The organism is Clostridium sp. CX1, from assembly GCF_025398335.1.
GTDB classification, from domain to species: Bacteria; Bacillota; Clostridia; order Clostridiales; family Clostridiaceae; genus Clostridium_AM; species Clostridium_AM tanneri.
The window spans coordinates 90,295-117,181 of the sequence record NZ_JAODOO010000012.1 but is presented as its reverse complement, the minus strand read 5'-3'; the positions used below and the strand labels follow the sequence as shown (position 1 = coordinate 117,181).

The window sequence follows — 26,887 nt, the reverse complement described above, 5'->3', positions numbered from 1 at the left end:
CCAGGTTGGCTATTTTTTATTAAGAGAAAAGAGCTTGTTGGATTATAGAGGTAAGTAATGATATAATTATATATGTTCTGTGTTAAATCTTGGTTAATGTAGTCCATATTGGGTGAAGATACTATATTTTTGTCTTTGCCTTCATTTATATTAGTACAAGAACCTATAAAGATTTAGCTGTGAAAGAGGATAGCCTATGAAAATAATAACAAAATTACATTAAAGGAGAAAGAAATGCAGTATAATAAATTAGACAAAGATGCTAAAAAATCATGGATGATAGCTAGATTTATAGGAATGATTATAGTAACATTAGTACTTTTAGCTATAAAATATTTCTTCACATATAAAATCCAAGTGAAATTTTTTGTAAATTGGAGTTTAGGCATAAATATAGTTGTTGGAATAATAATTTTTCTTTCTTTATTAGATACTTTCTTATACCCTTCAATAGAATATGCTCAATGGAAATATATAATCACAAAGGATAAGATAGAGTTTTCGGAAGGTATATATTATGTTAAAACAACAATCATTCCAATAGTTAGAGTTCAACATATAAAAATAAACCAAGGACCTATAAATAAGATATTCAAACTTGCAAATATCAATATATTTACTGCAGGAGGAAGTCATACAATTCCCAATTTGAGTATAGAGAAAGCAAATGAAATTGGCGAATATTTAAAAGAAAAAATTAAGGAAAAGGTTAACAAAAATGATATATAGACCAAATAGAAATCATTTTTCATATGTAGTAAAGCAAATAATTAAGTTTATTAAAAATGTATGGGTCTTTGGAGTTATAGCTTTAACTACTGGTATTAAATCACCGCTATTCTTGGGATTTATAGCTATTTTAGTGCTGTCAATTATTTTTATAATAATAGAGTGGAGAAAAACTATATTTTATATTAAAGATAACATATTAGTTTTGGAAAAAGGTGTTATTTCGACTTCTAAGCAAGAGGTACCCTTTGATAAGATTAATACTATAGACTCTTCTCAAAGCTTAATTGATAGAATATTTAAAGTGTATACATTAAAGGTAGATACAGGCAGTGTTATTGCCAAAAAATCTGAGTTTTTGGTTATTGTAAAGAAAGAAAGATTAGATGAACTTAAAAATAGTATTATAGATAAAGATAATAAAATTCCCCCAAATTTAAGCATTGATAAAGATAAGGAAGCTGAGGTATTTGAAGAGGTAAGATTTAATAAAGATACAGAAGAGCATTTAGTAAACAGAAGGGTTATAACCTCAAAAGAAATATTTAAATATGCTTTAACGAAAAGCAAGATATTTTGGGCTATAGGTGGATTTTTTGCGTTAACTAATGGTTTAGATGATATACTAAAATATTTTCATTTAAAAATTTTTAATAGTGTTGTTAATTATATAAATTTAAACTCTATCCAATCAAAGTCTATTTTCATAATAATTTTAGCATTTATAATTCTTTCTGTTTTTGTATATATAATTATAGTTGTAGCTTCAGTAATTTTTGAAATGATAAGGCTGAATAATTTTACGGTAGAGACCTACAAGGATAAGATAAGTATATCTTATGGCTTATTTACTAAAAAGCAGTATTCCTTTAAGCTAAATAAAGTATATGGCATAAGATTCAAACAAACATTGCTGCAGCAATTTATGAATATAGGAGTACTAGAACTAATAACTGTTGGTTATGGTGATGAAAAGGATGAAAAAGCTATTTTATATCCTATAATAGATGAAAAGTCTAAAGAGGATTTTTTAAAAACTGTATTGTCAGATATGATATTTGAAGGAGAGATGGTCAACCCACCTAAAAGCAGCTCCATAGCTTTTATTTTAAAGGGTATTATAATCCCAGTCATAATACTTGTACCAGCATATATATTCTTAAAGATAGTACCAAACAATGTTAAATTATCTGTTATACTGATTGTTTTAGTGTTATCATTTATCGCTAGTCTATTAAATTATAAAAATACATCTCTAGGCACAAGTAAAAATGTTTTAATAGCAAGTAGTGGGGGACTGAGTAAAGTAACAACAATAATAAGGGAAGAGGCTGTACAGTCAATAACGAAAAAACAAGGTATATTTCAAAATAGAGTTAAAGTATGTAGTTATAAGATAGATTTATACTCTAACAAATTAGGAGATGTGATTAATGTTAAATATATAAATCAATCGCTTTATAACAAAATACAAGAAAATTTGAAATTTTAACTAGGGAGTCCTTTGAACTTCCTTTTTTTAAAAGTATTGGCATTTGGGACATGATTAGATACAGTGATATAGTGCGGAGAGAAACCTTTCATATCTGTGCATGAAATGAGAGGCTTTCATAGCAATTAGCCAGATATTGAACTATATTTAAATGAAGATCCAACTAATTCAAAGTTTGAAGTTTGGGTGCCAATAACAAAATGTAAATAAAAGAAAGCCTGTAACTATAGATATGGATGAATGCATACAATGATGGAGATGGCTATATGGACTGCTTTCGACGGACTTTATGCTGTAAGAAAATAACACCTGCTTAAAAGCAGGTGCAAAGATAAGGGATTAAATATATTTAAGTTAACACCATTTTACTAAAAATAAAAAGGAACTTCTTACGAAGTTCCTGATAAACAAATTTAAAATACATATAATGTTATATTGAAGATAATATAGCTATGAATATAACATAATTCCTATGCATTTTCTCTCCCTCCGAAAGATAGCAATTAAAAGCAAAAGGCAGGTCTCCTGACTCACGGATCATTCTCCTTCTTCCTTCCCAGATAAATCCAGTGGATATAGAATTCGTCTCCGTATACAGTAGCGGGGGCTGCAGTGGATTTTCACCACTTTCCCTTTTAAACATTATAAAAGTACCTAAAACTTTATATTTAATTTTCTTTTTAGTACATTATTTATTATATCATACTATTTTTGGCATTGCCATAATTTTCTTTATATTTCTTCTCTAAATTTATATTTATAATATTTATTTACAGCTTCTTTGCATTAACTTATGCATAATACACTTAAGTTATGATTTGTGTAAAAAGCCCCTTAAACTGTATATGAAAAACTTGCATTTTGTATGGCGGCTGTTTATATTAATAAGAGAACTATATTAAAGACATATTAATAGAATCTTAAGGTTTTCATAAGAAAATTACTACCATATAGATTATTGCTTTATATTACCATGATACTAGATATTTATACGCAATCAGGAAAGAGGTGATGAGATTATGAGCATTAATATTTTAGTTGTAGACGATGAACAATCCATAGCAGATCTAATCGAAGTTTATTTGAAAAATGAAGATTTTATGGTGTACAAATTTTATAATGGAGAAGATGCATTAAATTGCATTAAATCGGAACAGATAGAGCTTGCCATACTTGATGTTATGCTTCCAGACGTTGATGGCTTTACTATCTGTCAGAAAATCAGGGAAAATCATAATTTTCCTGTTATTATGCTGACGGCAAAGGAAGAAGAGGTTGACAAAATTACTGGACTAACACTAGGTGCAGATGACTACATTACGAAACCCTTTCGACCTTTGGAACTTGTTGCTCGAGTTAAGGCTCAGCTGCGCAGGTTTACCAAATATAATTCGCATGAACCATTACGGGAGGAAAGGTTAATTGAATTCTCAGGATTAGTTCTAGACAAGGATACTCATGAATGCATATTAAACGAAAAGCCCCTTGCTCTTACTCCTACAGAGTTTTCTATTTTATGGGTGTTAGCCTCCAATCGGGGCCGTGTAGTTAGTTCAGAGGAATTATTTCAAGAGGTATGGGCAGATAAATATTTTAGCAATAATAATAATACGGTAATGGTACATATTCGGCATTTGAGAGAAAAAATGCATGATTCTGCAGAGCATCCAAAGTACATCAAAACTGTATGGGGGGTTGGCTATAAAATTGAAAAGTAGGGGAGAGAGCATTTTAAAAGCTACTATTATTATATTTGCAATTATTCTATTTTTTTTAGGTATGGTATGGCTAGTAGACCAAGTATTTAATGGAGTATTTAAAGAATGGTTTTATAATATGTTTTTTGTTGATGGTGAATACTCAAGTAGTGGAAAGATAGGAGCAATTTTTAAAGATTGGTATGAAATAAAGCAGTTTTTCATTACTGCATTCCTTAATTTTATAATAATCTTAGCATTATCCGTAGGTATTTCAGCATATTCTTATGCCCAGTATAAAAGTAAAAGGGAAATTACTTTTATTGCGGAGTCAATGAATTCATTTATAAAGTCAGACGGTGATGAATTGGTACTGCCCCAGAAATACTCTGAAATTGAAAGAGAGCTTATTAAAATAAAAGCAACTTCAGAAAGGCATCAGCAATTGATGCAAACTGAAATGCAGCGAAAAAATGACTTGATTACATATTTGGCTCATGACTTAAAAACACCACTTGCTTCAGTAATTGGCTACCTAAGTCTTTTAGATGAAGCACAAGATATGCCTCCAGAACAAAGGATGAAATATGTTGGAGTAGCTTTAAATAAAGCCTACAGATTGGAGGAGTTAACCAATGAATTTTTTGAAATTACAAGGTTTAACCTACAGTCTATTGTTTTAAATAAAGGAAAAATAAAACTTGCTTTTATGCTTCAGCAAATGACTGACGAGTTTTATCCTATGCTCTCTCCAAAGGGAAAAGAGACAGAGATACATATTTCAGAGGATCTTATACTTTTTGGGGATGCAGATAAGCTTGCGCGGGTTTTCAATAATATTCTAAAAAACGCCATTGCATACAGTTATGAAAATACTACTATTAATATTTCAGCAGCTCAGCAAGGAGAAAATGTGGTTATTACCTTCGTAAATCAGGGAGATCCCATTCCTCCTCAAAAGCTGGACACTATTTTTGAAAAGTTCTATAGGTTGGACTCTGCCCGTTCCACAAATACCGGCGGAGCTGGACTGGGTTTGGCAATTGCTAAAGAAATCGTCACTGCTCATGGTGGAACCATTACAGTAGAGAGTAATCTAGAACATACTGTATTTACGGTAAAACTTCCGTCATAAGAAAATCTTAAGAAGTTCATAAGAGGAAATTCCAAAATGACTCTTTGTTTTGTGGTTAAATATAGCTATCACAAAATAAGGAGTTGTTTTTATTATGGAAAAAATAAAAAAGAAGAAATCTAAGTTTTTTGTTCTTCTGATAATAGCTATTATTGCTTTTGTTTACATATTCAATTTTACTAGTAACGGAAAATTCATGTTTATAAAAACTAAGGTCAATAAAGCAGGGGAGACTCCTTTATTAACCACAGTACCTGATTCTTCACTTTCAGTACTATCAAAGAATCTGAACAGTCCAAATGCCATTCTGATTCAGTTGGATAATCTCACTGTATTGATGGAGAAAAATAGCAGCCAAAGGATTTACCCTGCGTCTTTAACTAAAATAATGACAGCAATAGTTGCAATTGAGAACTTACAGGACTTACAGGAAAATATAAAACTTTCTAACTCCACCTTTCATGAGCTCTACAAGGAGGATGCATCAATAGCAGGATTTAAACCAGATGAAAATGTCAGAGCAATTGACTTGCTTTATGGTGTAATACTGCCCAGTGGAGCAGAATGTTCCATTGGACTTGCAGACCATATTGCAGGATCAGAGAAAAAATTTGTAGAGATAATGAATCAAAAAGCAATGGCATTGGGAATGAGAGATACACACTTTACCAATTCCACTGGGCTTCAAGATAGTAATCACTATACTACAGTAAGAGATTTATCAATACTTTTGAGCTATGCCTTAAAAAACAATACTTTTAAAGATATTTTTACTTCTTCGCGTTATTCCACAACACCTACTAACAAACATCCAGAGGGGATTACATTCCACAGCACAATGTTTAAAAACATGGAAAACCCAGTTATTGATGGAGGAAGAATTTTAGGCGGTAAGACCGGATATACAGATAGAGCCGGGTTATGTCTTGCAAGTCTTGCAGAGAAAGGTGGCAGGGAGTATATACTTGTAACGGCAGGAGCCAAGGGTAATCATAAATCAGAACAATACAACATTGATGATGCTTACGCTGTATATAACAAATTAGGAAAATACAAAAAGAGTTGAGTGTAACCTAGAAGATAACAGTATAAGCATTAATATAATATCAATATAACAGACTAAGGAAAAACACCGGTTTTATTAAGATGCCGCTGAAAAAGCAGAACTTTTTAGATGGCATCTTTTATTAATCCGTGTTTTTTAGTTTATTAGCGTTTTATGGATGCGCTGACTATAAAACACCATATAAAAAATTAGATATCAATAGTAGAATGAGGTTAAACATAGTTTTATCTGTGCCTATTAAGATTACAGATGAAATAATTTACTAGTTTCAAATTTACAAATCTCAAACAGCACATACAAGGGGGATATACATGAAAAAATTATTTAGACTTTTACTAATTTTCATGATGACTATTAGTTTAAGCTTTAGTAATCTTTTATTAGTACATGCTGAAAATGGAAATAACTCCACTGAATTAAATTTTACTCCAACACAGGTTATAGCTGATCCGGATAAGCCTATTCTTTATTTCACAGATATGGCAGGAAAAAAGGTCCATTCAATTAACTATGATACCGGCGAACATAAGAGTATATCTTTTGCACTAGCACCAGAAAGACTTACTTTATCTAAGGGAGAACTATTCGTAACTCTTTTAAAAAGTGGACATCAACAGTTTGGCGATTCCCCTGAAGAAGCCTCTATAGCTATTATTGATGCCGGTAGCCTTACTTTGAGGGAAGAATTTAATGTGGATATTGACCCTTCCGATATTGTTGTAGATAAGCAGGGCTATATTTATTTATTTGGAGGTTCTCATCAGTGGACTTATATAAAAGCCTACTCTAGAGATGGAAAAGAGGTTAGTTCTAGTGAAGAAAAAATTTATCAGGGGAGTGCAGGACAACTTCATCCTACTATGGATAAGATTTATTTTATGGAGACTAAATCAAGTCCTATTCAAATGGGAACTTTTGATGCAAGTAATGGCAGTTCCAAAATAAGTTTTTATAAATGGCTTTATCATGATGATTTTCCAGCTAATAATTACTTTAAGATATCTCCTGATGGAAAGTATATTTTTAATTCAGCTGGAACAGTTTTTAACGCTACAAATGATAAAGGAAATGATATGACTTATGTGACCGCTATAAAGGGTGAATTTAAAGACATAGCTTTTGATACTGCAGCAAACAAGTTTTACACTGCATCAAGTGAAAATATAATAAGTGTTTATGATTATAGCAATTTTAAACTTTTAGGAAAGTATAAAACTCCTTCTAATATACAGAATATATTTGCACAAGATAACAAAATTATAACGGTGACTAAGGATAATGCAGGAAAGTACACTATAAATAATATATTTAAGCAAAATATATTAGATGCTCTTAGTTTAGACAACCCATCAGAGGGTGCTATTCCGAACAAAATTATTTCAGCGGTATATGACAGCAGTAAAAATAAAGTATATTCAGTGGATTCTGCTTTTAACAAGCTGTTGATTTTCGATGCTGCTACAGATGCTTTAGAGAGAACTGTAGATTTAAAATACAGACCTTCTGCAATAACCTTATCAGAAGATGGTACAAAACTTTATATTGTAAATGATGATACTCAATATTTAGTTAGTAAAATTGATTTAAGTACACTTGCTAATATTGGTAACTTAAAATTTGCTACGGCACCAAAAGCTGATCTGGTAAATGGACATAGACATATATATGAAAAAGGAAATAAATTATATGTTATAACTGGTGATGCAAGTCCAGCACTTTTGGTTTTTGATTCAGACACCTTTGTGCAAATTAATTACGGGGCACCTATAGATCAGGTAGGAGATATCAAGTTTACTGCTGATGGCAAATACTTTTATAAGTTAAATGAATATAGCTTTCCATCAGGTTTTGAAGCCAATAATGTAATGAAGTACTCTGTAAATGGAAATAGCATTAAACTTGAAGAAAGTTCTAAGATAGAACACTTAGCCAGCAATAATTATCCTATAGATACGCCTGTATTTTTAACTGAAAATGAAAATAAAGTAATAGGTAGTGATAAGCTTTTTAATGCCAAGGATCTTACTAAAGCTCCTGTAGCTTTACCGGAGCCTATATATGCAGTATATGAAAAAGAGAATATTATGGTAGGAAAATCTGGGGTATATAGTCTAAGCTCTATGAAACTAATAAATACTATACCTACTCATGAAAAGAACATCCTAATTTTCGATAACTTTGGGAAGCTTCACTATTTTGATAATATTACAATGAAATCTATAAATGCTAAACCAGATATAAAAAAGCTAACTGTACAAAATTCAAGTATCAGTAATGGAGATGTAGATGTACCTCCAGACTATCCTATAGTCGTAAAGTTTGACTATGATATAGAGACAGTTGATAGCTCAAAGATTACTATAAAAGACAGTGGCAAGAATTATGAGGTTAACGCTTATGTTCAGGATGGTTTACTAGTTATAGAACATGAGGCTTTATCTTATAACACCAATTTTACTTTAAACATAGATTCTAAGGCAGTAAATGATTCTGTAAATACCTTATACAATGATTCTTATAGTATAAGCTTTAACACAGGAAAGGAATTTAACCGTATCAAAGGTATTGATAGGTATGAAACTAGCGTAAATGTTTCAAAGCAATGGGCAAGTTCCCATTATTTAGTACTTGCTTCTGGAGAGGATTTTCCGGATGCATTAAGTGCAGCACCCTTAGCTAGAACATATGGAGCTCCTATACTATTAACTAATCCCAGTGCACTTATGCTAAGCACCGAAGCAGAAATATCAAGGCTAGGAGTAAAGGAAGTCTTTATTATTGGAGGAACTGCTTCTGTATCAAAGAATATAGAAAATAAGTTGGCAGCAAAAGGGATTAGCATAACAAGATTGAGCGGAAATGATAGATATGAAACTTCACTGGCTGTAGCTGACTATATAGGAAGCGCTGGAGAGATATTTGTAGTTTCAGGAGCTAACTTTCCAGATGCCCTGTCTATAGCCTCCTATGCAGCAGATTCACAGATACCAATTCTTTTAACAGAAGGCAGCAAGTTGTCAGAAGGCATAGAAGAATTTATTTCAGTTTATGGTGTAAATAAAACCTATTTAATAGGAGGAACAGGGGTCATCAATGAAGATGTAGCAAATAAGCTGCCGAATGTTGAGAGGATAGGTGGAAGGGATAGATATGAAACTAATATAAAGGTTATGGAAAGATTTCCTTTTTACTTTGGAATAACTATAATTGCTTCTGGTCAGGGATTTGCAGATGCTTTATCAGGATCAGCCCTAGCAGCAACCTTTGGCAGTCCTATTATTCTTATGGATGAAGGTATGGCTAATAATGGAGATATTATCCATAGACTAGGTAGTTTAAAATCCTATATAAAAATGAAATATGTCATTGGCGGAGAAGCTGTAGTGCCTCCATCTGTAGTAGATAAGGTGTTCAAATAGTTATAAACTATATAAAGAGGAAATAAAAAGAGTATAAATATGGATGATCAATTGGGGCTGTCGCACTAAGAGTAAATTTTACAACATATTGTGTTTGTTATTGAGTTGCAAACCAGTATATTGTATATAAATTTCTTAATGCGACAGCCCCTTGGTTTACAAATACATAAAATCTATTATAAATCAGTAAGTATTTAATCTATCAGCTGTTTTCTTACTGACGAAAATGCTAGAAGTCTTTACTGTTTTGTGATGGCTAAAATTTAAGAAATCCAGTGGATTATATTGACATACTGTCAAAAATTTGGTTTTATAGAGTAATAAGGAGGAGATAACTTGAAGAGTAAAATTGTAACAGGATTTCTTTGTACTATTCTTTTGATGACAGCACCTAGTGTACAAGCAGCAGAGTTTATAGACAATCAGGTAGTAGATTCAAACAAAACATGGATAGTTAAATTTAATAGTGAGGTTGCTTTAGAAAATTTAACTAGAGATGCTATAACAGTGACTGATAGCAAAGGAACTAAAGTAAACATAGGAGTTCAACAAGGAGAAGACAAGAAAGTAGTCAAAGTAACAGCTCCAGAAGAGGGGTACTTATCAGGAGAAAAATATGTGCTAAAAATAGGAAATAATATATATTCTACTACAGGGAAAGCATTGAAAAATGAATATAAATTAGATTTCTCTGTCGGTGATAAAGATAAAACCTTAAACAAAGATTTGAAAACAAAGATAAAATCAGGTAACTTAGCTACAGATTATAGTATTGAGCAGGCTTTAAGTGATATAGACAAATTCCAATTGAACACTCTGAATATACCTGTAGTAATAAGAATAGATAACTTATCTTCAAGTGCCATGACGGTAGACAAGTATAGTGAAGAAAAGGCAATAAATCTAATAAAGGAATTGAAAGATAAAAATATAAATATAATATTAGAACCTTACCCATGGATAAATGATGGAGATGATCCTGAAACTAATTGGAGTCCAGACAATATAAATACTTTCTTTTGGAACTGGAAGACAACTGTATTGAAGTCATTAATTGATAATATTGCCAATCCATATAATGTAGATGCTATAAATATAGGGTCAAGCTTTAATAACCTGGAATATGCAGAAGGATATTGGTGCGATACCATAGACTATGTTAGAGAGCGCTATGATGGATTAGTAACCTACAGAACGGGCTGGTGGTATACAGCAGAAGGATACCAAAGCAAACTAAACAACAGAATGTTCTCCAAGTTAGATTTTATTTCTATTGCAGCTTACTTTGAGCTTACAGATAAATCTTCAGGTAAGGATACAAATACAGTAGAAGATTTAGTTAAGGCTATAGAAAGTACACAAAATCCCAATAGAAAGCAAAAGATAAAAGAAGAAATAAAAGGATTGCATGATAAGTGGGATAAACAAATTTTCTTTGGAGAGCTTGGTTTTCCTAGAATTAATAAGGCCTCGGCTGAACCTTGGAATCCAGATGAAAATAATATTATAAATGATGTGGAGCAGGCTAACTGCTTTGAGGCTTATAGAAGAGAATTTGAGAATGAACCATGGTTTTTAGGATTTTCTGTATTTTCAATAGGTGAGACTAGTGCTGATAAACGTTATTATCCTAGTGAGCAAAGTACTTCAGTTATAAAGAATTGGTACAATAAGAATTAAAGGATGGGTGTAGAATTACAGAAGTTTAAATGGTTGTAAGGTAATACTTATTTTCAAGTATTTACATTGCAATGGTTAAATATGTATGCTATCATATAGATACGCTTAAAAGAATGGAGGATTGCTTAAAAATGGGTGTTTTTTATATAAGATTTCGATTTTTTTCTTTATGTAACTAACTTAATAGTGCTAAAGGCTCTGCCTATGTGTAGAGTAATCGGGATTGGTCTGCCTATTTTTAAGAAAACCTTATTAACGGTATAGAAGTATGCCTTCAAGAGGGAGAGACAAATCTACCCTCTTTTTGTGTTCTTTAAAATAGAATAGGAAATGAGGAAGTTATTCCCTTTACTCTAAGCATAGGTGACCGATCTATGCTTTTTTATTTCAGTTAGAATGGAGGATGAAGATGAAATTCGCTATAATCATTAGGGTATAATAACTAATGCCGCAATAAATTATATGTAAAAAAATAGTAGAGGTGTATATGACGAATATGAATACAAATTGGAAAAGAAATGTAATATTATTTTTAACCAGCCAGACCATATCTTTATTTGGGTCTTCTCTGGTTCAGTATGCAATTACCTGGTATATCACACTGCAAACACAATCTGGTGTAATGATGACCATAGCCATTATTTGTGGGTTTTTACCTACATTCTTCCTATCTCCCTTTGCAGGAGTGTGGGCTGATCGTTATAATCGTAAAATGCTGATTGTTCTATCGGATTCTATGATTGCAGCATCAACTCTAGTTTTAGCTATACTATTTCTTATGGGATATAAATATACATGGCTTCTCTTTGTTGTTTCTGCCATACGTGCGCTAGGTGCAGCAATACAAATTCCTGCTGTTGGAGCCTTTATTCCACAACTTGTGCCTGAGGATAAACTTACAAAGGTGAATGCAACAAATAGCAGTATACAATCACTGGTTATGCTTGTGTCTCCTATGCTTAGTGGTGCACTTTTAACTATGGCTTCTATAGAAGCAATATTTTTTATAGATGTTTTTACAGCAGCTATAGGAGTATTAACATTACTTCTGTTTTTGCATGTTCCGGCTCATGGAAAAGCAATGGAGAAGCAAGCAGTCAGCTACTTTAGTGATATGGCTGAAGGGTTTTACTATATCAAAAACCATGAATATGTTAAGAAATTTTTTGTATTTTGTGCCTTTTTCTTTATCCTCGTGTCACCGGCTGCGTTTTTAACGCCTCTGCAGGTTTCACGTACCTTTGGTAATGATGTTTGGCGTCTTACTGCAATTGAAATTACTTTTTCTGTAGGAATGATGGCAGGTGGTATGATTATGGCTTACTGGGGTGGCTTTAAAAATAGAATTCATACAATGACAATGTCATGCCTTATTACTGGAATAAGTACCCTTGCACTTGGAGTTATCCCTGTGTTTTGGATCTATCTTGTTTTTATGTTTTTAATCGGAGTTGCTATGCCAATGTTTAATACGCCATCTACAGTTTTATTACAGGAGAAGGTAGAAGGAGATTTTCTAGGTAGAGTATTTGGAGTTCTGGCTATGATATCAAGTGTTATGATGCCTATGGGAATGCTTATATTTGGACCATTGGCTGATATCATAAGGATAGAATGGCTGCTTATTATAACCGGTATTCTGATGTTTGCTCAGAGTTTTTTCCTAATTGGTGATAAGGCATTAATTGAAGCTGGTAAATCGGCTTCAGAACCTGAAATATAAGTTTTAAAGATAAACCCTCAACAATACTGTTGAGGGTTTTTGACTAATTTTATGTAAATATAAAAAATATCATTGACTTAAAATAAAGGCAGTGATAAAATTATATGCAGTTAAATATTATAATATATTCAATTATATCATAACACATTTAAAATAAAAAGTCAATAGAAAAATTAAAAAAGTTTAGGAGGGAATTTATAATGAATTCTATCATGGCTATTCCAAACTCTATGATAATTAAGCAGGCATTTATAGAACTTCAGCAGATTAACGAAAAAACCTTAGAATACGGTTTAAAGCTTTCTGACAAAGATATAACAGCAATTATTGAAAGGAGAACTGAAGTTTTAAAGGGCAATGGTAGAGTAGAATTTGGTGGAGGGATAATAACGAAAATTATTTCTAACTTTTGTGATTCACCTTATATTTTACAGCATAACTATGTTGAAATTATAGATGACCTTATAGAAACTTTTTACTATTATAAAAATGAAACAATGGAAGAGATAAGTGATGAGGAATTAATTAATTTGATGAAAGAGTACTTTGACAATAGGTGTCAGGGGGATATAGAACTTCTTAGATATAAGTACCTAGATAAAATAGCCCATAATATAAAGTATGGAATGGTTGATTATTTAGATGTGGATGAAGACATAGAGAGATATGAGAAGGGAGATGAAGAAGAATAATGGACAACTTTATTATAAATAAAAAAGGTGATTTTGAAGATTTATTAAGTAAAGAACATTACTTTCAATCTCTATTACAGGTGCTTCATTCAAAGAATTTGTTAAAGATAAAGGATATTGAAAGTATTCAGCTTCAAGTGTTAAATATCTTAAAAGAAATGGTAGGCTATTATACAAAAAACAAGAGTTCTTCCCTTAGGGTGGAAATTGCAGAGCAAATTATGCTATCTGTTTATTATACACTGGGAATATTTTTAAAAAGCCAGCCAACGATGGAGGAAAGTATAGCCTTAATTAAAAAGAAGGAGATAAAGTATTTATTTGCCCAGGGTGAAAAAGTATTAAGGGCTAAGATAGATGAATGCCAAAGGTTATTAGAGATTACAAAAGAAACTAGAGTGAAAACAGAAAATTACGCATATATAGATACTATTGATTATGGAATTCCATTATTTTTTAAAGAGTATGACCCTAGGTTTGCCAGTCAAGGAATCCCAGGATCTATAGATTATCCACTGGCTATTAGTGAAAGATATTTAGTAGGAATTGAGTATATAAAGGATTATTTAAATAAAGTAATTCTTGAAAATAAGTTTTGTTCATATTTCAACTGTGCAGAGATTGAAGCTTTATTAAAAGGCTTTAATAAGGACTCTAATCACATGTTAATAAATATTTTTCAGTTAGTTCTTATTAATTATCTAGGACGCATCCTAGCGGGAAAAGAAGGAAGGTCTTTAGAGATAACTAAAGGGGATAGAGCATATCTTAAAAGCATTATGAAAAACTTATCTCAACTAGAGTTTAAGAAATTAATTTTTCAGGCAGAAGAAAAACTCCGTAAGGAGCTTTCTATTAGGGATAAAAAGCTTATGGAATATATAAATAGAACTCTTTGTCAGGTTGCACCAGAAATAAAAAAACATATTGAAAATGATACTTTAGAAAATATATTTATTACCTTAAACAAGTCAGAGGAAAATATGCTTAAATATGAGGATGGAGAAAGTTTAGAGAATAGTAAATTTAGATATATAACTGAGGAGATTAGGGATTGTAGCAAGGTAGAAGAGAAAATAGAGATTATAAGGGAAGAATTTCATAGCTTAAAGGATTTAGTAGATGTGTTTAGTGCTGATTGTATATTTGATGATGAATTTATTGATATTTTTAAAGCTCTAGATGATTTTGAAGTAGCACTATTAATGGTGGTTATATCTAATGATAAAGTTTTAGATATTGATTATGGCACTGAAAGTGACAAGGAATGGCGTGGAAAATTTAAGGAGTATTTAGAGAGCTTGGATGATAGGAAAAAAGAAGACATAATTAAAATATCTCAAGGTATTGATATATAACCACATTTAAGGGGATATTCTCTAGATAGTAGTATTACAAATTTGAAAGGTAACCAGAATGGTGTAGATTTTTAACAAAAATAAAGACATTGGATCAATGGAAGTTAACTCAATGTCTTTGATTTTTAAATTAAAACTAATGAACTACATCAAGCTTTAAACTATCTTTTAACATAGAGAATGGAATTTTAAATTCAGGAATGCCAGCGGCATAAGGAGCTATTTCGGAGGATTGGTAGTAGATCACTATACCATCTTCTGCAATGTAAAAAGATTGATTGTCTGAAATTGTATTCAATGCAGCAGAAGCATCAGAATAGAATCTATCATCTGAAACAATTTGTTTCTTTATTTCTTCGGTAATTAGTTTTTTATAGTTAACTCCATCTTTAAATAAATCCTTCAGTGCTATTTTTTCTCCAGTTTTTAAATTTACATTAGAAGTTTCCATAAGGGTACTTCCATGGGCACCACCGGTGTATTGATAATAGGTGCTGGTGATACTTAAAATATTTTTTTCATTGTAAGAGATGTAGTAATCTGCAGATAGACTATAAGGCCTAGCTTCATAACCGTAATTTTTAGCATCTTCTGAGGCCTCTTTTCCTTCAATTGTCATTTGGTCTTTAATCTGCAGAACTCTATCCTTAAAAGCTTTATTTATTTCAGATTGAAGTTTTTCATTCTTTAAATTCTTTAGTACTGGAACTTGTATATCGGAGCTTAAAACATCATTCTTTTCAGATGTTAACTCTGGTACAACTTTTATAGAATCCTTCTTCAGCTCTATTCCTGTTTTTACTCCCTTCTTAAATAGGGAGAAGGGAATTTTAAATTCTGGAATACCTGTTGAATATGGTGCAATTTCATATAAGCTGAAATAAAGAGTTATATTACCATCTTCTATTGTAAAAGGTTGATTTGATGTAATGGTAACAAAGTTATTGTCTTTTTCTGTAAAATATTTATTTGGATCTGCCTTAATTTGCCTTTGAATTTCTTCATTTATAATAGAAAAATAATCTTCACTTTTATCAAATAGATCTTTTAAAGAAAGCTCTTTTCCAGTAGTTAAATCAAAGTTAAAGGTTTTTATTTGGGAGTTTCCATGAGCTCCAAGGGTATAATTATAGTAAGTGCAAGATATACTTACTATGTTCTTTTGATTATAGGTAACCTTATAACTAGTAGAAGCAGTATAGGGTCTTACTTTAGAGCCTTGTTTTTTTGAATCCTTGGCAAACTGAAGTCCCTGATTTTTTATATCTTCCGCAAAAGCAAGTGCATCCTTTTCTATGAAAGAATTAATGGAAGTTTGAATTTCCTTATCTTCTATTCCTTCTAGCACTGGAATTTTTAAATCAATTTGGTAAGCTTCCTTAATATCTTTTATTTCCTTTGTTGAAATTTTTACTTTAGATTGGGCAGTGACTTGTGTATCTTTCACATATACAATGGGAGTATGTTGAGGTGTTGGTGCTGCCTTTACAAAGTAAGTACCTTCCAGACTTAACATTCCAATTAATCCTAAACAAAGTATTTTTTTCATCAATATCCGCTCCTTAATTTGTTATGTTTGGTGTTATGTATATAATATACTTTACAAATCATAAAGAGTGGTTACAAAACCCTTACAAATAGTTTAAAAATTGGTTACAAAAGAATTAATAATTTCAATTTGTAATATAAATAAATTTTTTATTATCATTACATAAAATAAACCTCAAGCAGGGATAAGGCCTACTTGAAGTTTATTGAGTAAACTGAAGATTACGTTTCCAGCGTCCGCTGATAAAACAAATTGTAAGAAGGATAAAACGTACAACATTGTCTGCTACCATGCAAAGCCATACCGCATTTAAACCAAGACCAAATACAGAAACACATAAAAAAGTTGATAAAATCCTAATACCCCACATAGTAAGTAATGAAATTAAAAATGGTATTTTAGTTTCTCCTACACCATTAAAGATACCTTCTAAAATGATAAGAGCACCAAACATTGGTTCAGAAATAGCTACAATACGTAAAGCGGAAGCACCAGATTGAATTACCTTAGGATCTTTAGTAAAAATAGACATCATAACATTTGGGAATAGAAAAAGTATAGCACCGGTTATTGTCATAATAGCAACGGCAATTCCTATTATTGTAACAGATACATTATGAAGTTTTTTCTCATTTCTCTCACCTAAAGCATTTCCAGCCAGTGTTGAAGCAGAAGCCTGCATACCATAGCCTGGAATATAAAAGGCTTGCTCCGCTGTTAGTGCAATGGAGTGGGCAGCAAGGGCAATAGTACCTAATTTAGTGACTAATGCCGTAAAAACAACATGTCCAAGACAGGTTGTAACCCGTTCCAAGGTCACAGGGAAGCCTATCTGAATACATCTTTTCATAATTGGCTTGTGGAGTTTAATTTTTTCACCTTTAGGAGATATTATTTTGTTTCTGTAAAGTTCAACAAACATCAAGGTACCACTTATGCAGTGAGAAATTGCAGTTGCAGTAGCAGAGCCAACCACCCCTAGTCCAGCACCATAGACAAAAAAGCTAAAATTACCTATAGATACTGTTCTGCTGTCATAAATCAATATGTAATTTAAAAGTATATTGATAATATTCATAATAAGGTTAACCACCATTGGGGTTTTCATGTCCCCAGTAGCACGAAGTACAGCTCCAAAGATTATGCTGGAAGCACGAAACAACATAGGAAGGCATATGATGCCGAAATAAATTGAAGCATCCCTTTGAATTTCCGGTGCAGCTCCCAACCACTTTGGTAGGAAGGGACTAATGGACAACATAAGTATTCCCACAGCAATTCCTAATATAATTGTAATTATAATGGACTGAACAGCTGCAATTTTTGCTTTTTCATATTTTTGAGCACCAATAGATGAAGCTATATAAGCTAGGACACCAATTCCCATAGCAAAAAAAGGTCCATTTATTAGCCAGGTTACTGTAGTTGTTAGTCCTACAGCGGCAGAAGCCTCAGCTCCTATTCTGCCTACCATGGCCGAGTCTGCATATTGCACTAAAGTTTGCAGTGCTTGTTCTACTATAGAAGGCCATGCCAATGCAAATACTGTAATTATCATTTCTTTATTTTGAAACAAAGGCTTTTTTATATTTAACATACACAACTCCTGTCTTTATATACTATTCCTGTATACACATTTTCCCATTGTTATAATAAGGGATATATAACCATATAGTCAAGGGTCTTAGAAAAGGCTGTAGTTTTTATATCACAAGTTTGAAGGGTGATGAAAAATATTTAGTATTCATCATCTTTTTATTTGTCAGGACAATCTTTAGAAATTCTTTAGAATTATCACAAGGTTATCTTTAAAAACTAGGTGTATCATAAAGGTAGAGAAATAAGGGAAGGGTAAAAAGACTATAGAGTGAAGTAACTATGATATTATATAATTTAGAATGATTTCATAGAAAGAGGGATGGGAAGAAATGAATATATATAATATTTTAGTGGTAGAAGATGAGGTAGATATAGCCATTGCAATAGAAGCTTATTTGGTAAATCAAGGATATAAAGTTTTTATTGGACATAATGGATTGGAAGGATTAGAAATAATAGAAAAAGAAGACATACATCTAGCAATTGTAGATGTAATGATGCCTAAGATGGATGGTATAACTTTTACTATGAGGCTTAGAAAAGATTATGATTTTCCAGTAATAATATTATCTGCAAAATCTGAGGAAGTTGATAAAATAATGGGACTCAATATAGGGGCAGATGACTATGTAACAAAGCCCTTTAAACCTCTTGAGCTTTTGGCAAGGGTAAATTCCCAGCTCAGAAGATATACTAAGTTTTTAAATATGGTTAAGGGAACAGGTAGGCAGGACAATGTTTACATAATAGGAGGCTTAGAACTTAATATAGACACAAAAGAGGTAACTGTAGATGGAAATATGGTAAAAACTACTCCTAGCGAGTTTAAAATTCTTGCGTTACTTATGAAAAATCCAGGAAGAGTTTTTCCTGCAGAAGAGATATATGAAAAGATTTGGAATGAGCATGCCATAAACACAGATACAATAATGGTTCATGTAAGAAACATAAGAGAAAAGATAGAGATAAATCCTAAAAATCCAAAATATTTGAAGGTGGTGTGGGGCGTTGGATATAAAATTGAAAAACAGTAAAGGCAAGTACATTATAACTATAGTTACTTTATTAGTATTAATAGCCTCTTCTTTAGCAATGTATTCTGTATATCCTATAATAAAAGAAAACAGCAAGAAATATGAATATAATATTTTCGAAAGAGGAGATTTTCTAAATGACATAGTAAATAGCAATTACAGCATATATTTTGATACTCTTAAGAAAAAGGAAAATAAGAATATTGAACCTTCCGATGTTATTTTAAATCTCGATAAAAAGTACGATGATTATATACATGATGACATAGATAATTATAAAAATAGATTTAATGAAGAGATATATGAACATAAGAGAAATTTAGATCAACAACTAATGAACCTGGAATACTATGCTATAGAAAAAGATAGTAAGTTAGTGGAGGAAAGAAACAAAGGTAGTATAAAGTCTTTATTAGATGATAGTACTAATCTTCAATCTCTTAATAACAACTATAGTTTTTATATAGTTATTGAATATGATGATCAAGGAAATAGCATAATTAAAAAGCTTTATGGTGCGGATGTGACAAATATCCTATGGCAGTTTAAAAATAATAAGATAACTAGTAGAGAACGTCTAGAGATGAAACCTATTAAGAATATGACCTATATTTATGCTGTTCCTAAAGAATTAAAATATAAGGATTCAATATCCTTATACAAAGAGAACAATGAAATTAATGCTTACAAAGATGCATCGGTATTTTTTATCATTATAGCTTCTCTTTGCATATTAATAGCTGCACTTATAATTCCGTATAAAATAGAAAAGGAACTAATTGGATTTAAAAAGATTGCTGCAATACCTGTAGAGATGATTATTCTTATAATTTCTATCCTGTCTGTACTCCTATACCAGGCACCGGAGCTTGTTATTACAAGCACAATAAATGGAGATTTATCTAAGATTTTACCAATAAGTTTTAGCCAAGCTGCTATTTATAGAGGTATAGATGTAATAAATGTTCTTTATTGGTTTTTATGTTTTGGAATATTATTTACTGTTAGTATTATTGCAAAGCACATTCTAAACACTGGAATTAAGGAGTATATAAAAATAAACTCTTTCATGTATAGAATTTTAAAATTTATTGGAAGAGTTAATAAAAGGTTTTATGATTATTTAAAAAATGTAGATCTAAAAGAGAAGAATACTAAGAAAATAGCAACATTATTAGGAATAAATCTAGCTATAGTATCACTAATTAGCTGTCTGTGGTTTTTAGGAATAATAGGGGCAATAATATACACTGGCATACTATTTGTAATGATAAGAAAACATTATAATAATATTAGTAATCAATATAACAAGCTTCTTGAAGCTGCAAATAAAATAGCTGAAGGCAATTTGGATGTAACTATTGAAGAAAATTTAGGGGTGTTTAATGCTTTTAAGAAGGAAATGGAAAGTATACAAAAGGGTTTTAAAAAAGCTGTTGATGAAGAAGTAAAAAGCCAGAGAATGAAGACAGAGCTTATTACTAATGTTTCTCATGACCTAAAGACGCCCTTAACATCTATTATTACCTATGTAGATTTGCTAAAAGATGAAACTCTCTCAGTGGAAAAAAGAAAGGAATATTTAGAAACCCTGGATAGGAAATCCCAAAGATTGAAGGAGTTAATAGAGGATTTATTTGAAGTTAGTAAAGCCACAAGTGGAAACATACAATTAAATATTGTAGATGTAGATGTGGTGGACTTAATGAAACAAACTTTACTTGAATTAGATGATAAAATATCAAAATCATCATTAATAGTAAAAACAAATTATCCGAAATCAAAGGTAATAGTGCCTCTAGACAGCCAGCGTATCTTTAGAGTATTCGAAAATTTAATAATTAATATAACTAAGTATGCCATGAAGGGTTCTAGAGTTTATATAGACATTGATTCAAGAGAAGACAAGGTAGAAATAACCCTAAAAAATATGGCAGCAAATGAAATAGATTTTAATGTAGATGAGATAGTAGAAAGGTTTGTAAGAGGAGATAAATCACGGAGTGCAGAGGGTTCAGGCTTAGGGTTAGCTATAGCAAAAAGCTTTGTAGAACTTCAAGGTGGAGAACTAAATGTAATTGTCGATGGAGACTTATTTAAGGTTACAATTACTTTTGAAAAAAAAGCTATATAGTAAATAGGCCTTTTCTATTCCCTAGCTTTAAGGGATAGAAAAGGTCTATTTTTAGTTGTATATAAATTAACCTAAACCTAAAATTTTAAATACTGTGGTTGTAATAAAGCACACAACAAATGCTACTAGAGTTGGTATAAGTGCTGAAAGTGCTGTCCACTTCAAGCTAAGGGTTTCCTTTTTTATAGTTAAAAGTGTTGTAGCACAAGGCCAGTGAAGCAAGCTAAATAGCATCATGTTAAGTGCTGTAAGATATGTCCATCCATGATCTAGTAATATCTTTCTTAAGGATTCTATACTTTCAAATTCAATCATAGTCCCTGTGGATAAGTAAGACATCAATAGTATAGGAAGTACAATTTCGTTTGCAGGAAGTCCAAGTATAAAGGCCATTAATATGAAGCCATCAAGACCGATGACCTTGGCAAGAGGATCAAGAAAAGCTGCGGTATGCCCTATAATACTTAGGTCACCAATGTAGATATTAGCAAGTACCCAGGTTATGGCTCCTGCTGGGGCAGCAACTACTACAGCCCTCCACAGTACAAACATAGTCCTGTCAATAATTGAAGTGTATAAAACCCTTCCTATTTGAGGTACTCTATAAGGGGGAAGCTCTAAAGTAAAAGTAGAAGGAACTCCCTTTAAAACTGTCTTAGATAAGCCATAGGATACTAGTAAAGTTATAGATATACCTATAACAACTAGTGCTGTTACTGATAGTACTGGTAAAAAATTAAATCCGCTGCCTCCCTTTGCAACGAGGAAAACCGTTGAGATGGCTATTAGAGTAGGAAATCTTCCATTACAGGGAACAAAGTTATTGGTTAATGTTGCAATAAGTCTTTCTCTAGGAGATTCTATTATTCTGCAGGCTATTATGCCAGCAGCATTACAACCAAAACCCATGCACATTGTCAAACACTGCTTGCCGTGGGCACAGGCTTTTTTAAACAAGTGATCTAGATTAAAGGCTACTCTAGGCAGGTAGCCAAGATCCTCTAGTATTGTAAAGAGTGGGAAAAATATGGCCATAGGGGGAAGCATAACAGATACTACCCAGGCTAGGGTTCTGTAAAGTCCAAGTATAAGAATACCGTGAAGCCAACTAGGGGCATTCATGTGGTTAAACAATAAAGTCAGTTTAGATTCTAAATTAAATAAAAGATCAGCTATCATGGCAGAGGGCACATTGGCTCCAGTGATGGTAATCCAGAATATCATAGCTAAAGTCAGGAGCATCAGCGGAATACCAAAAACTTTTGAAGTAATATAATTATCAATTAACTTATCTCTATTTATTTTAGCCTTATTTTCCTTTACATATTTGTCCCTTACTTCTTCAGCTCTCCTGTAAATCTGTTCTGATATATCGTCTCTAATATTTATTTTATCTCTATCCTCGGTAGATGAATTTGCAGCTACTAATATTTCTTGCAAGGAATCCTTATCTAAATTGCTGAAAATAGAGGAGATTGTTCTTGAATCTCCATCTAAAACTCTTAAAGCAAGCCACCGTGAATTAATTCCTATTATATTTTTTTCAATAAGTGGTTCTATGGATTTAACCTTTTCTTCTATATAGTGGGGATATTTTACAACTTTAGGATTTGATTTAATCTGACCTGTAGTAACCTTGTACGCTGCTTCTTTTAGTTCCTTTATACCTACACCACTTCGTGCTGCGCATAATACCACAGGAACACCTAATTCTTTTTCTATGCCTTCTCCATCAATAACTATATTTTTCTTTTTTGCTTCGTCTATAAGATTTATGCATAACACTATGTTGTCAGTAAGCTCCATTATTTGATATACCAGATTGAGGTTTCTTTCAAGGCAGGTTGCATCGGTAACTACTATTACTGCATTAGAATTACCAAAGCATATAAAATCTCTAGCTACTTCTTCCTCTACAGAGGATGCAAAGAGGGAATAGGTTCCAGGCAAATCTACTAATATATTTTCTTTACCTTTATAGGTAAATTCTCCTCTTGCGTTTACTACTGTTTTACCAGGCCAATTGCCAGTGTGCTGGTGAAGACCAGTCAGGGCATTGAAAACAGTACTTTTGCCAGTATTGGGATTGCCAGCAAGAGCAATAATGTATTGCCCTTCTTTTTTCTCGATGTTAAATATGTCTGTAAAAGCATCACTTTTAGCAGAGTGGAATGTGAGCCCCATTTTTGTTAACCTCCTAAAAATTTTTGATGTTTAAAAGCAGGTAGTAACCTGCTTCAATGAGCCTTTAGTTATGAGTAACGAAAATTAAGGATGCTTCCTCTTTTCTCAGAGCTATCATGGCACCTCTTATATTGTAAACTGTGGGATCTCCTGATGGACCTTTTCTTACCACTTCTATTTGAGCGCCCTTAGTTAGACCAAGAGCCAGCATTCTTTCTCTTAACATTCCAGTAGATAACAAATTTTCAACAGTTACATAATTTCCTACAGATACATTATTGAGCTTTAACATAAAACTTCCTCCTTGAACTAATAATTATATTGTAAAAATAAGTTTTCACTAGCTTAATTTAGTTTCATGGTATTAATTTTGTTACCCTAAGCTAACTTTAATATAATCTATGCTTATAGTTCTAAAAAGGTGCTAGTTTAAATAAAATAATAAGTAGCCTAGGTTAAACCTCTGTTGACATAGGTCAAGAAAAATATTATTATGAAAAAGATAGTAGTACGTGGAGTACTACTATCTTTTTCATAATAAATTAATATTTACATATGCTGCTTAAGAAAGAAGGGCTATAACAAGAATGGATGATTTTAAAAAGGCAATTAAGGAAATAATAGAAGAAGAAATTATTAAAATAGTTATTAGCAATAAGATGAATAAGGATGTTCAATACAATAAAATAACATTTATTTTAAAAGAAAATAATGAAAAACAATATTATCAAATAGAAAAATACACTGACAAACAAGTTTTTCACGAGAATATTGACGTAGATATATTAGAAGAGAAGCTAACGGAATATTTACAAGGAAATTATAAACAACTTTCCGCTTGGTCTACCTCAACTACTTTTGATTTGAAAATATCTAAAAAGGGAAAAGTCTTTTTAGGTAAAAAGAAAGACGACAATATAAAGGTAGCAAACAAAAGTCATAATAAAGAAAAGAATTATATTTTAAAAGAGGGAATGATAATAGAACCTCTTATAGATTTAGGGGTTTTTACAAAGGAAGGTAAGGTAGTTAACTCAAAATATGATAAATATAAGCAAATAAATAGGTTTATAGAAATCATAGATGATGAAGTTAAGAAAAATGATTTTAAAGAGCTTACAATTTTAGATTTTGGTTGTGGCAAATCTTACTTGACTTTTATAGTTTACTATTATTTTGTAGAAATTAAAAAGATTAATGTAAAGATGATAGGATTAGATCTTAAGGAAGATGTTATTAAAAAGTGCAATGAGATAGCTGAAAAATATAAATATGAGAACCTACACTTTGAAATTGGAGATATAAATGGATTTAAATACAATAACAAAGTTGATATGGTAATTACATTACATGCCTGCGATACAGCAACGGATTATGCTTTATATAATGCAATAAAGTGGAATAGTAAGATGATTTTCTCTGTTCCTTGCTGCCAGCATGAGTTTAATGAACAGATGAAGGCAGAATCTCTATCTATACTTACAAGATATGGAATAGTGCAAGAAAGAGTTGCAGCACTTATGACAGATGCTGTCAGGGCTAATTTATTAGAGTGTTTAGGCTACAAAACTCAACTTTTAGAATTTATAGATATAGCACATTCCCCTAAAAATATATTAATCAGAGCATCTAAGGGTAATGTATCTGAGGATAAAAGAAAGAAAGCCCTAGTTGAGGTTGAAGATTTAATTAAGCAATTTAATTTTAATCCAACACTATTTAATCTATTAAAAAAAGATAACTTAATTTAAAGGTGACGGATTAAAATAATTTTATATATGACAATTAACAATAGCAATGGAGGAAATGAATTTATGTCTAGTTTACCAAATTGTCCAAAATGTAATTCAGAATACACTTACGAGGATGGAAGTCTTTTTGTTTGTCCAGAATGCGCTCATGAGTGGGCTTTAAAATTAGAAACAGAAGACAATGAAGACAACAATAGTATCAAAGATGCAAATGGAAATATCTTAAATGATGGCGATTCTGTAACAGTAATAAAAGATCTAAAGGTAAAAGGAAGTTCATCAGTGATAAAAATAGGTACAAAAGTAAAAAACATACGCTTAGTTGATGGAGACCACAATATTGATTGCAAAATTGATGGTTTTGGAGCTATGAAACTAAAATCTGAATTTGTTAAAAAGGTATAAATTCCTTTTTAGTAAAATAGAATAGAAACAGTTTTTGGCAACAACAAAAGAAACAAAAAATGTAGTAGCAAAAGATTGGTAATGGATTACCTTTATTATAAGGCTACAGTTAATAAGTACAGATCGAGTAAGGAATTAATCCTAGCTCGATCTATATTTTTTCAGTAATTTAGTGTGGATTTATACTTTATCATAACAATAAAATGATTATTTTAGGATAAAGAGAAATTATTGTAACTCTACTTGTTAATTTATGTGTAGGATTTAAGATTACAGATTGAAATTAAGGTTTTCTTAAGATGTTCTTTAAGTATTTTTAAATTTTATGCTGCATAATGGGTATATCAAACAAACAAGTGGGGGTACTTTACGATGGAAAAATATTGTTTATATATAGTTCTTACAAGGACAAACACAGTAATGTCTAAGCTTATTCAGTTTGTTAAGAATGATGAATATACTCATGCAGCTATATCTTTAGACAAAGAACTGAACAATATGTATGGTTTTGGAAGAAAGAATACTTATAATCCTTTTGTAGGAAGGTTTAGACAAGAAAAAGTTGATGAAGGATTATATAAATTTCATAAAAATTTACCCGGTGTAATAATGGAAGTAGAGGTATCAAAACAGCAGTATAAGAAGGCTAAAGATTTACTGAATCATTTTATTTTTAATAGTAATCTTTATAAATATAATTACAAGGGGCTAATTCATAGTCTATTTAATAAGGCAGAATGCTCGGAGACTAGATTTCTATGTTCAGAGTTTGTGTATCATATTTTAAAGGAAAGCAATATTGCAGACCTTGATATATCAAGAAATCTTGTGAGACCTCAAAGTTTACTAGATTTAAAAGGTAAAATAATTTATAAAGGCAATCTCAAAAATATAAAATCTCAACATAATAATTGTAATTCTATAGAAAGAGAAAGCTTCTGTTTTCCATTACGACCTCAGAGTAACCAATATTATTGATAACTTATAAGGGCTGCAGATGAATTATGTTCGTTTGTAGCCTTCTTATATTAACTTGATATGACTTATACACTTAAAATATCCAAGATACAGATAGATTTTTAAAAATATAAGGGTAATAAATAATGGAGGATAAAAAAAACTTATAGATATGAATTAAAAGATAAGAAATATCAATTAGACCAACATTATTTATAATGATAAAATTACTTGGAGATTATAAAGCATAGAATGAAAAAGTACTATGTACTTTTCCATAGAA

Annotated in this window: 19 protein-coding genes and 1 riboswitch; of the genes, 15 read left to right on the top strand and 4 right to left on the bottom strand. The window is 31.4% G+C overall.

All coding sequences use genetic code 11. The annotated features are described in order from the left end of the window. Positions 1 to 234: 234 nt before the first annotated feature. From N4T77_RS14055 to N4T77_RS14010, 10 genes are all read left to right on the top strand, one after another. Positions 235 to 729, top strand: coding sequence for a PH domain-containing protein (locus tag N4T77_RS14055; RefSeq protein ID WP_261672440.1), 495 nt, complete (start codon positions 235 to 237; stop codon positions 727 to 729). Beyond that, entirely contained in the window at positions 719 to 2,221 is a 1,503-nt protein-coding gene (locus N4T77_RS14050; RefSeq protein ID WP_261672439.1) for a PH domain-containing protein, read from the top strand. The genes N4T77_RS14055 and N4T77_RS14050 overlap by 11 nt, the downstream gene beginning before the upstream one ends. Before the next feature lie 497 nt (positions 2,222 to 2,718). After that, a riboswitch (cobalamin riboswitch) is annotated at positions 2,719 to 2,894 on the bottom strand. A gap of 346 nt (positions 2,895 to 3,240) precedes the next feature. After that, positions 3,241 to 3,939: a VanR-ABDEGLN family response regulator transcription factor gene (vanR, locus tag N4T77_RS14045; protein WP_261672438.1), complete on the top strand. Its 699-nt coding sequence runs from the start codon at positions 3,241 to 3,243 to the stop codon at positions 3,937 to 3,939. After that, entirely contained in the window at positions 3,929 to 5,053 is a 1,125-nt protein-coding gene (locus N4T77_RS14040) for a sensor histidine kinase KdpD (RefSeq protein WP_261672437.1), read from the top strand. The genes vanR and N4T77_RS14040 overlap by 11 nt, the downstream gene beginning before the upstream one ends. 91 nt (positions 5,054 to 5,144) lie before the next feature. Further along, on the top strand, positions 5,145 to 6,119 hold the full coding sequence (locus N4T77_RS14035; protein WP_261672462.1) for a D-alanyl-D-alanine carboxypeptidase family protein: 975 nt from the start codon (positions 5,145 to 5,147) through the stop codon (positions 6,117 to 6,119). A 311-nt stretch (positions 6,120 to 6,430) separates the two neighbouring features. After that, positions 6,431 to 9,538, top strand: coding sequence for a cell wall-binding repeat-containing protein (locus N4T77_RS14030; protein ID WP_261672436.1), 3,108 nt, complete (start codon positions 6,431 to 6,433; stop codon positions 9,536 to 9,538). Positions 9,539 to 9,874: 336 nt separating this feature from the next. Next, entirely contained in the window at positions 9,875 to 11,218 is a 1,344-nt protein-coding gene (locus tag N4T77_RS14025) for a glycoside hydrolase family 113 (protein WP_261672435.1), read from the top strand. Positions 11,219 to 11,714: 496 nt separating this feature from the next. Then, a complete protein-coding gene (locus tag N4T77_RS14020) occupies positions 11,715 to 12,941 on the top strand; it encodes an MFS transporter (RefSeq protein WP_261672434.1) in 1,227 nt (408 codons plus the stop codon). 200 nt (positions 12,942 to 13,141) lie between these two features. Further along, entirely contained in the window at positions 13,142 to 13,633 is a 492-nt protein-coding gene (locus N4T77_RS14015) for a DUF6323 family protein (protein WP_261672433.1), read from the top strand. Then, complete coding sequence (locus N4T77_RS14010; RefSeq protein ID WP_261672432.1) at positions 13,633 to 14,991, top strand: DUF6179 domain-containing protein; 1,359 nt, start codon at positions 13,633 to 13,635, stop codon at positions 14,989 to 14,991. The genes N4T77_RS14015 and N4T77_RS14010 overlap by 1 nt, the downstream gene beginning before the upstream one ends. A 136-nt stretch (positions 14,992 to 15,127) precedes the next feature. Here N4T77_RS14010 and N4T77_RS14005 read toward each other — a convergent pair whose 3' ends face one another. Further along, positions 15,128 to 16,540: a PdaC/SigV domain-containing protein gene (locus N4T77_RS14005; protein ID WP_261672431.1), complete on the bottom strand. Its 1,413-nt coding sequence runs from the start codon at positions 16,538 to 16,540 to the stop codon at positions 15,128 to 15,130. 202 nt (positions 16,541 to 16,742) lie between these two features. After that, complete coding sequence (locus N4T77_RS14000; RefSeq protein ID WP_261672430.1) at positions 16,743 to 18,137, bottom strand: MATE family efflux transporter; 1,395 nt, start codon at positions 18,135 to 18,137, stop codon at positions 16,743 to 16,745. 331 nt (positions 18,138 to 18,468) lie between these two features. Between N4T77_RS14000 and N4T77_RS13995 the strand changes: the two genes are divergently transcribed. Both N4T77_RS13995 and N4T77_RS13990 read left to right on the top strand, forming a co-directional pair. Beyond that, positions 18,469 to 19,173, top strand: coding sequence for a response regulator transcription factor (locus N4T77_RS13995; RefSeq protein ID WP_261672429.1), 705 nt, complete (start codon positions 18,469 to 18,471; stop codon positions 19,171 to 19,173). Next, positions 19,148 to 21,307: a sensor histidine kinase KdpD gene (locus N4T77_RS13990; protein WP_261672428.1), complete on the top strand. Its 2,160-nt coding sequence runs from the start codon at positions 19,148 to 19,150 to the stop codon at positions 21,305 to 21,307. The genes N4T77_RS13995 and N4T77_RS13990 overlap by 26 nt, the downstream gene beginning before the upstream one ends. A 66-nt stretch (positions 21,308 to 21,373) precedes the next feature. Here the strand turns inward: N4T77_RS13990 and feoB are convergent, their stop codons facing one another. Together feoB and N4T77_RS13980 are read right to left on the bottom strand one after the other, a co-directional pair. Continuing rightward, the gene (gene feoB / locus N4T77_RS13985; RefSeq protein ID WP_261672427.1) at positions 21,374 to 23,491 is read right to left on the bottom strand and encodes a ferrous iron transport protein B; all 2,118 of its coding nucleotides are present in this window, start codon (positions 23,489 to 23,491) and stop codon (positions 21,374 to 21,376) included. A gap of 64 nt (positions 23,492 to 23,555) precedes the next feature. Beyond that, entirely contained in the window at positions 23,556 to 23,783 is a 228-nt protein-coding gene (locus N4T77_RS13980; protein ID WP_261672426.1) for a FeoA family protein, read from the bottom strand. Between the two features lie 295 nt (positions 23,784 to 24,078). Between N4T77_RS13980 and N4T77_RS13975 the strand changes: the two genes are divergently transcribed. The 3 genes from N4T77_RS13975 to N4T77_RS13965 all read left to right on the top strand — a co-directional run bounded on the left by N4T77_RS13975 (position 24,079) and on the right by N4T77_RS13965 (position 26,625). Further along, the gene (locus N4T77_RS13975) at positions 24,079 to 25,242 is read left to right on the top strand and encodes an SAM-dependent methyltransferase (protein ID WP_261672425.1); all 1,164 of its coding nucleotides are present in this window, start codon (positions 24,079 to 24,081) and stop codon (positions 25,240 to 25,242) included. A 63-nt stretch (positions 25,243 to 25,305) separates the two neighbouring features. After that, a complete protein-coding gene (locus tag N4T77_RS13970; RefSeq protein WP_261672424.1) occupies positions 25,306 to 25,647 on the top strand; it encodes a zinc ribbon domain-containing protein YjdM in 342 nt (113 codons plus the stop codon). Between the two features lie 372 nt (positions 25,648 to 26,019). Next, a complete protein-coding gene (locus N4T77_RS13965) occupies positions 26,020 to 26,625 on the top strand; it encodes a hypothetical protein (RefSeq protein ID WP_261672423.1) in 606 nt (201 codons plus the stop codon). Positions 26,626 to 26,887 lie beyond the last annotated feature (262 nt).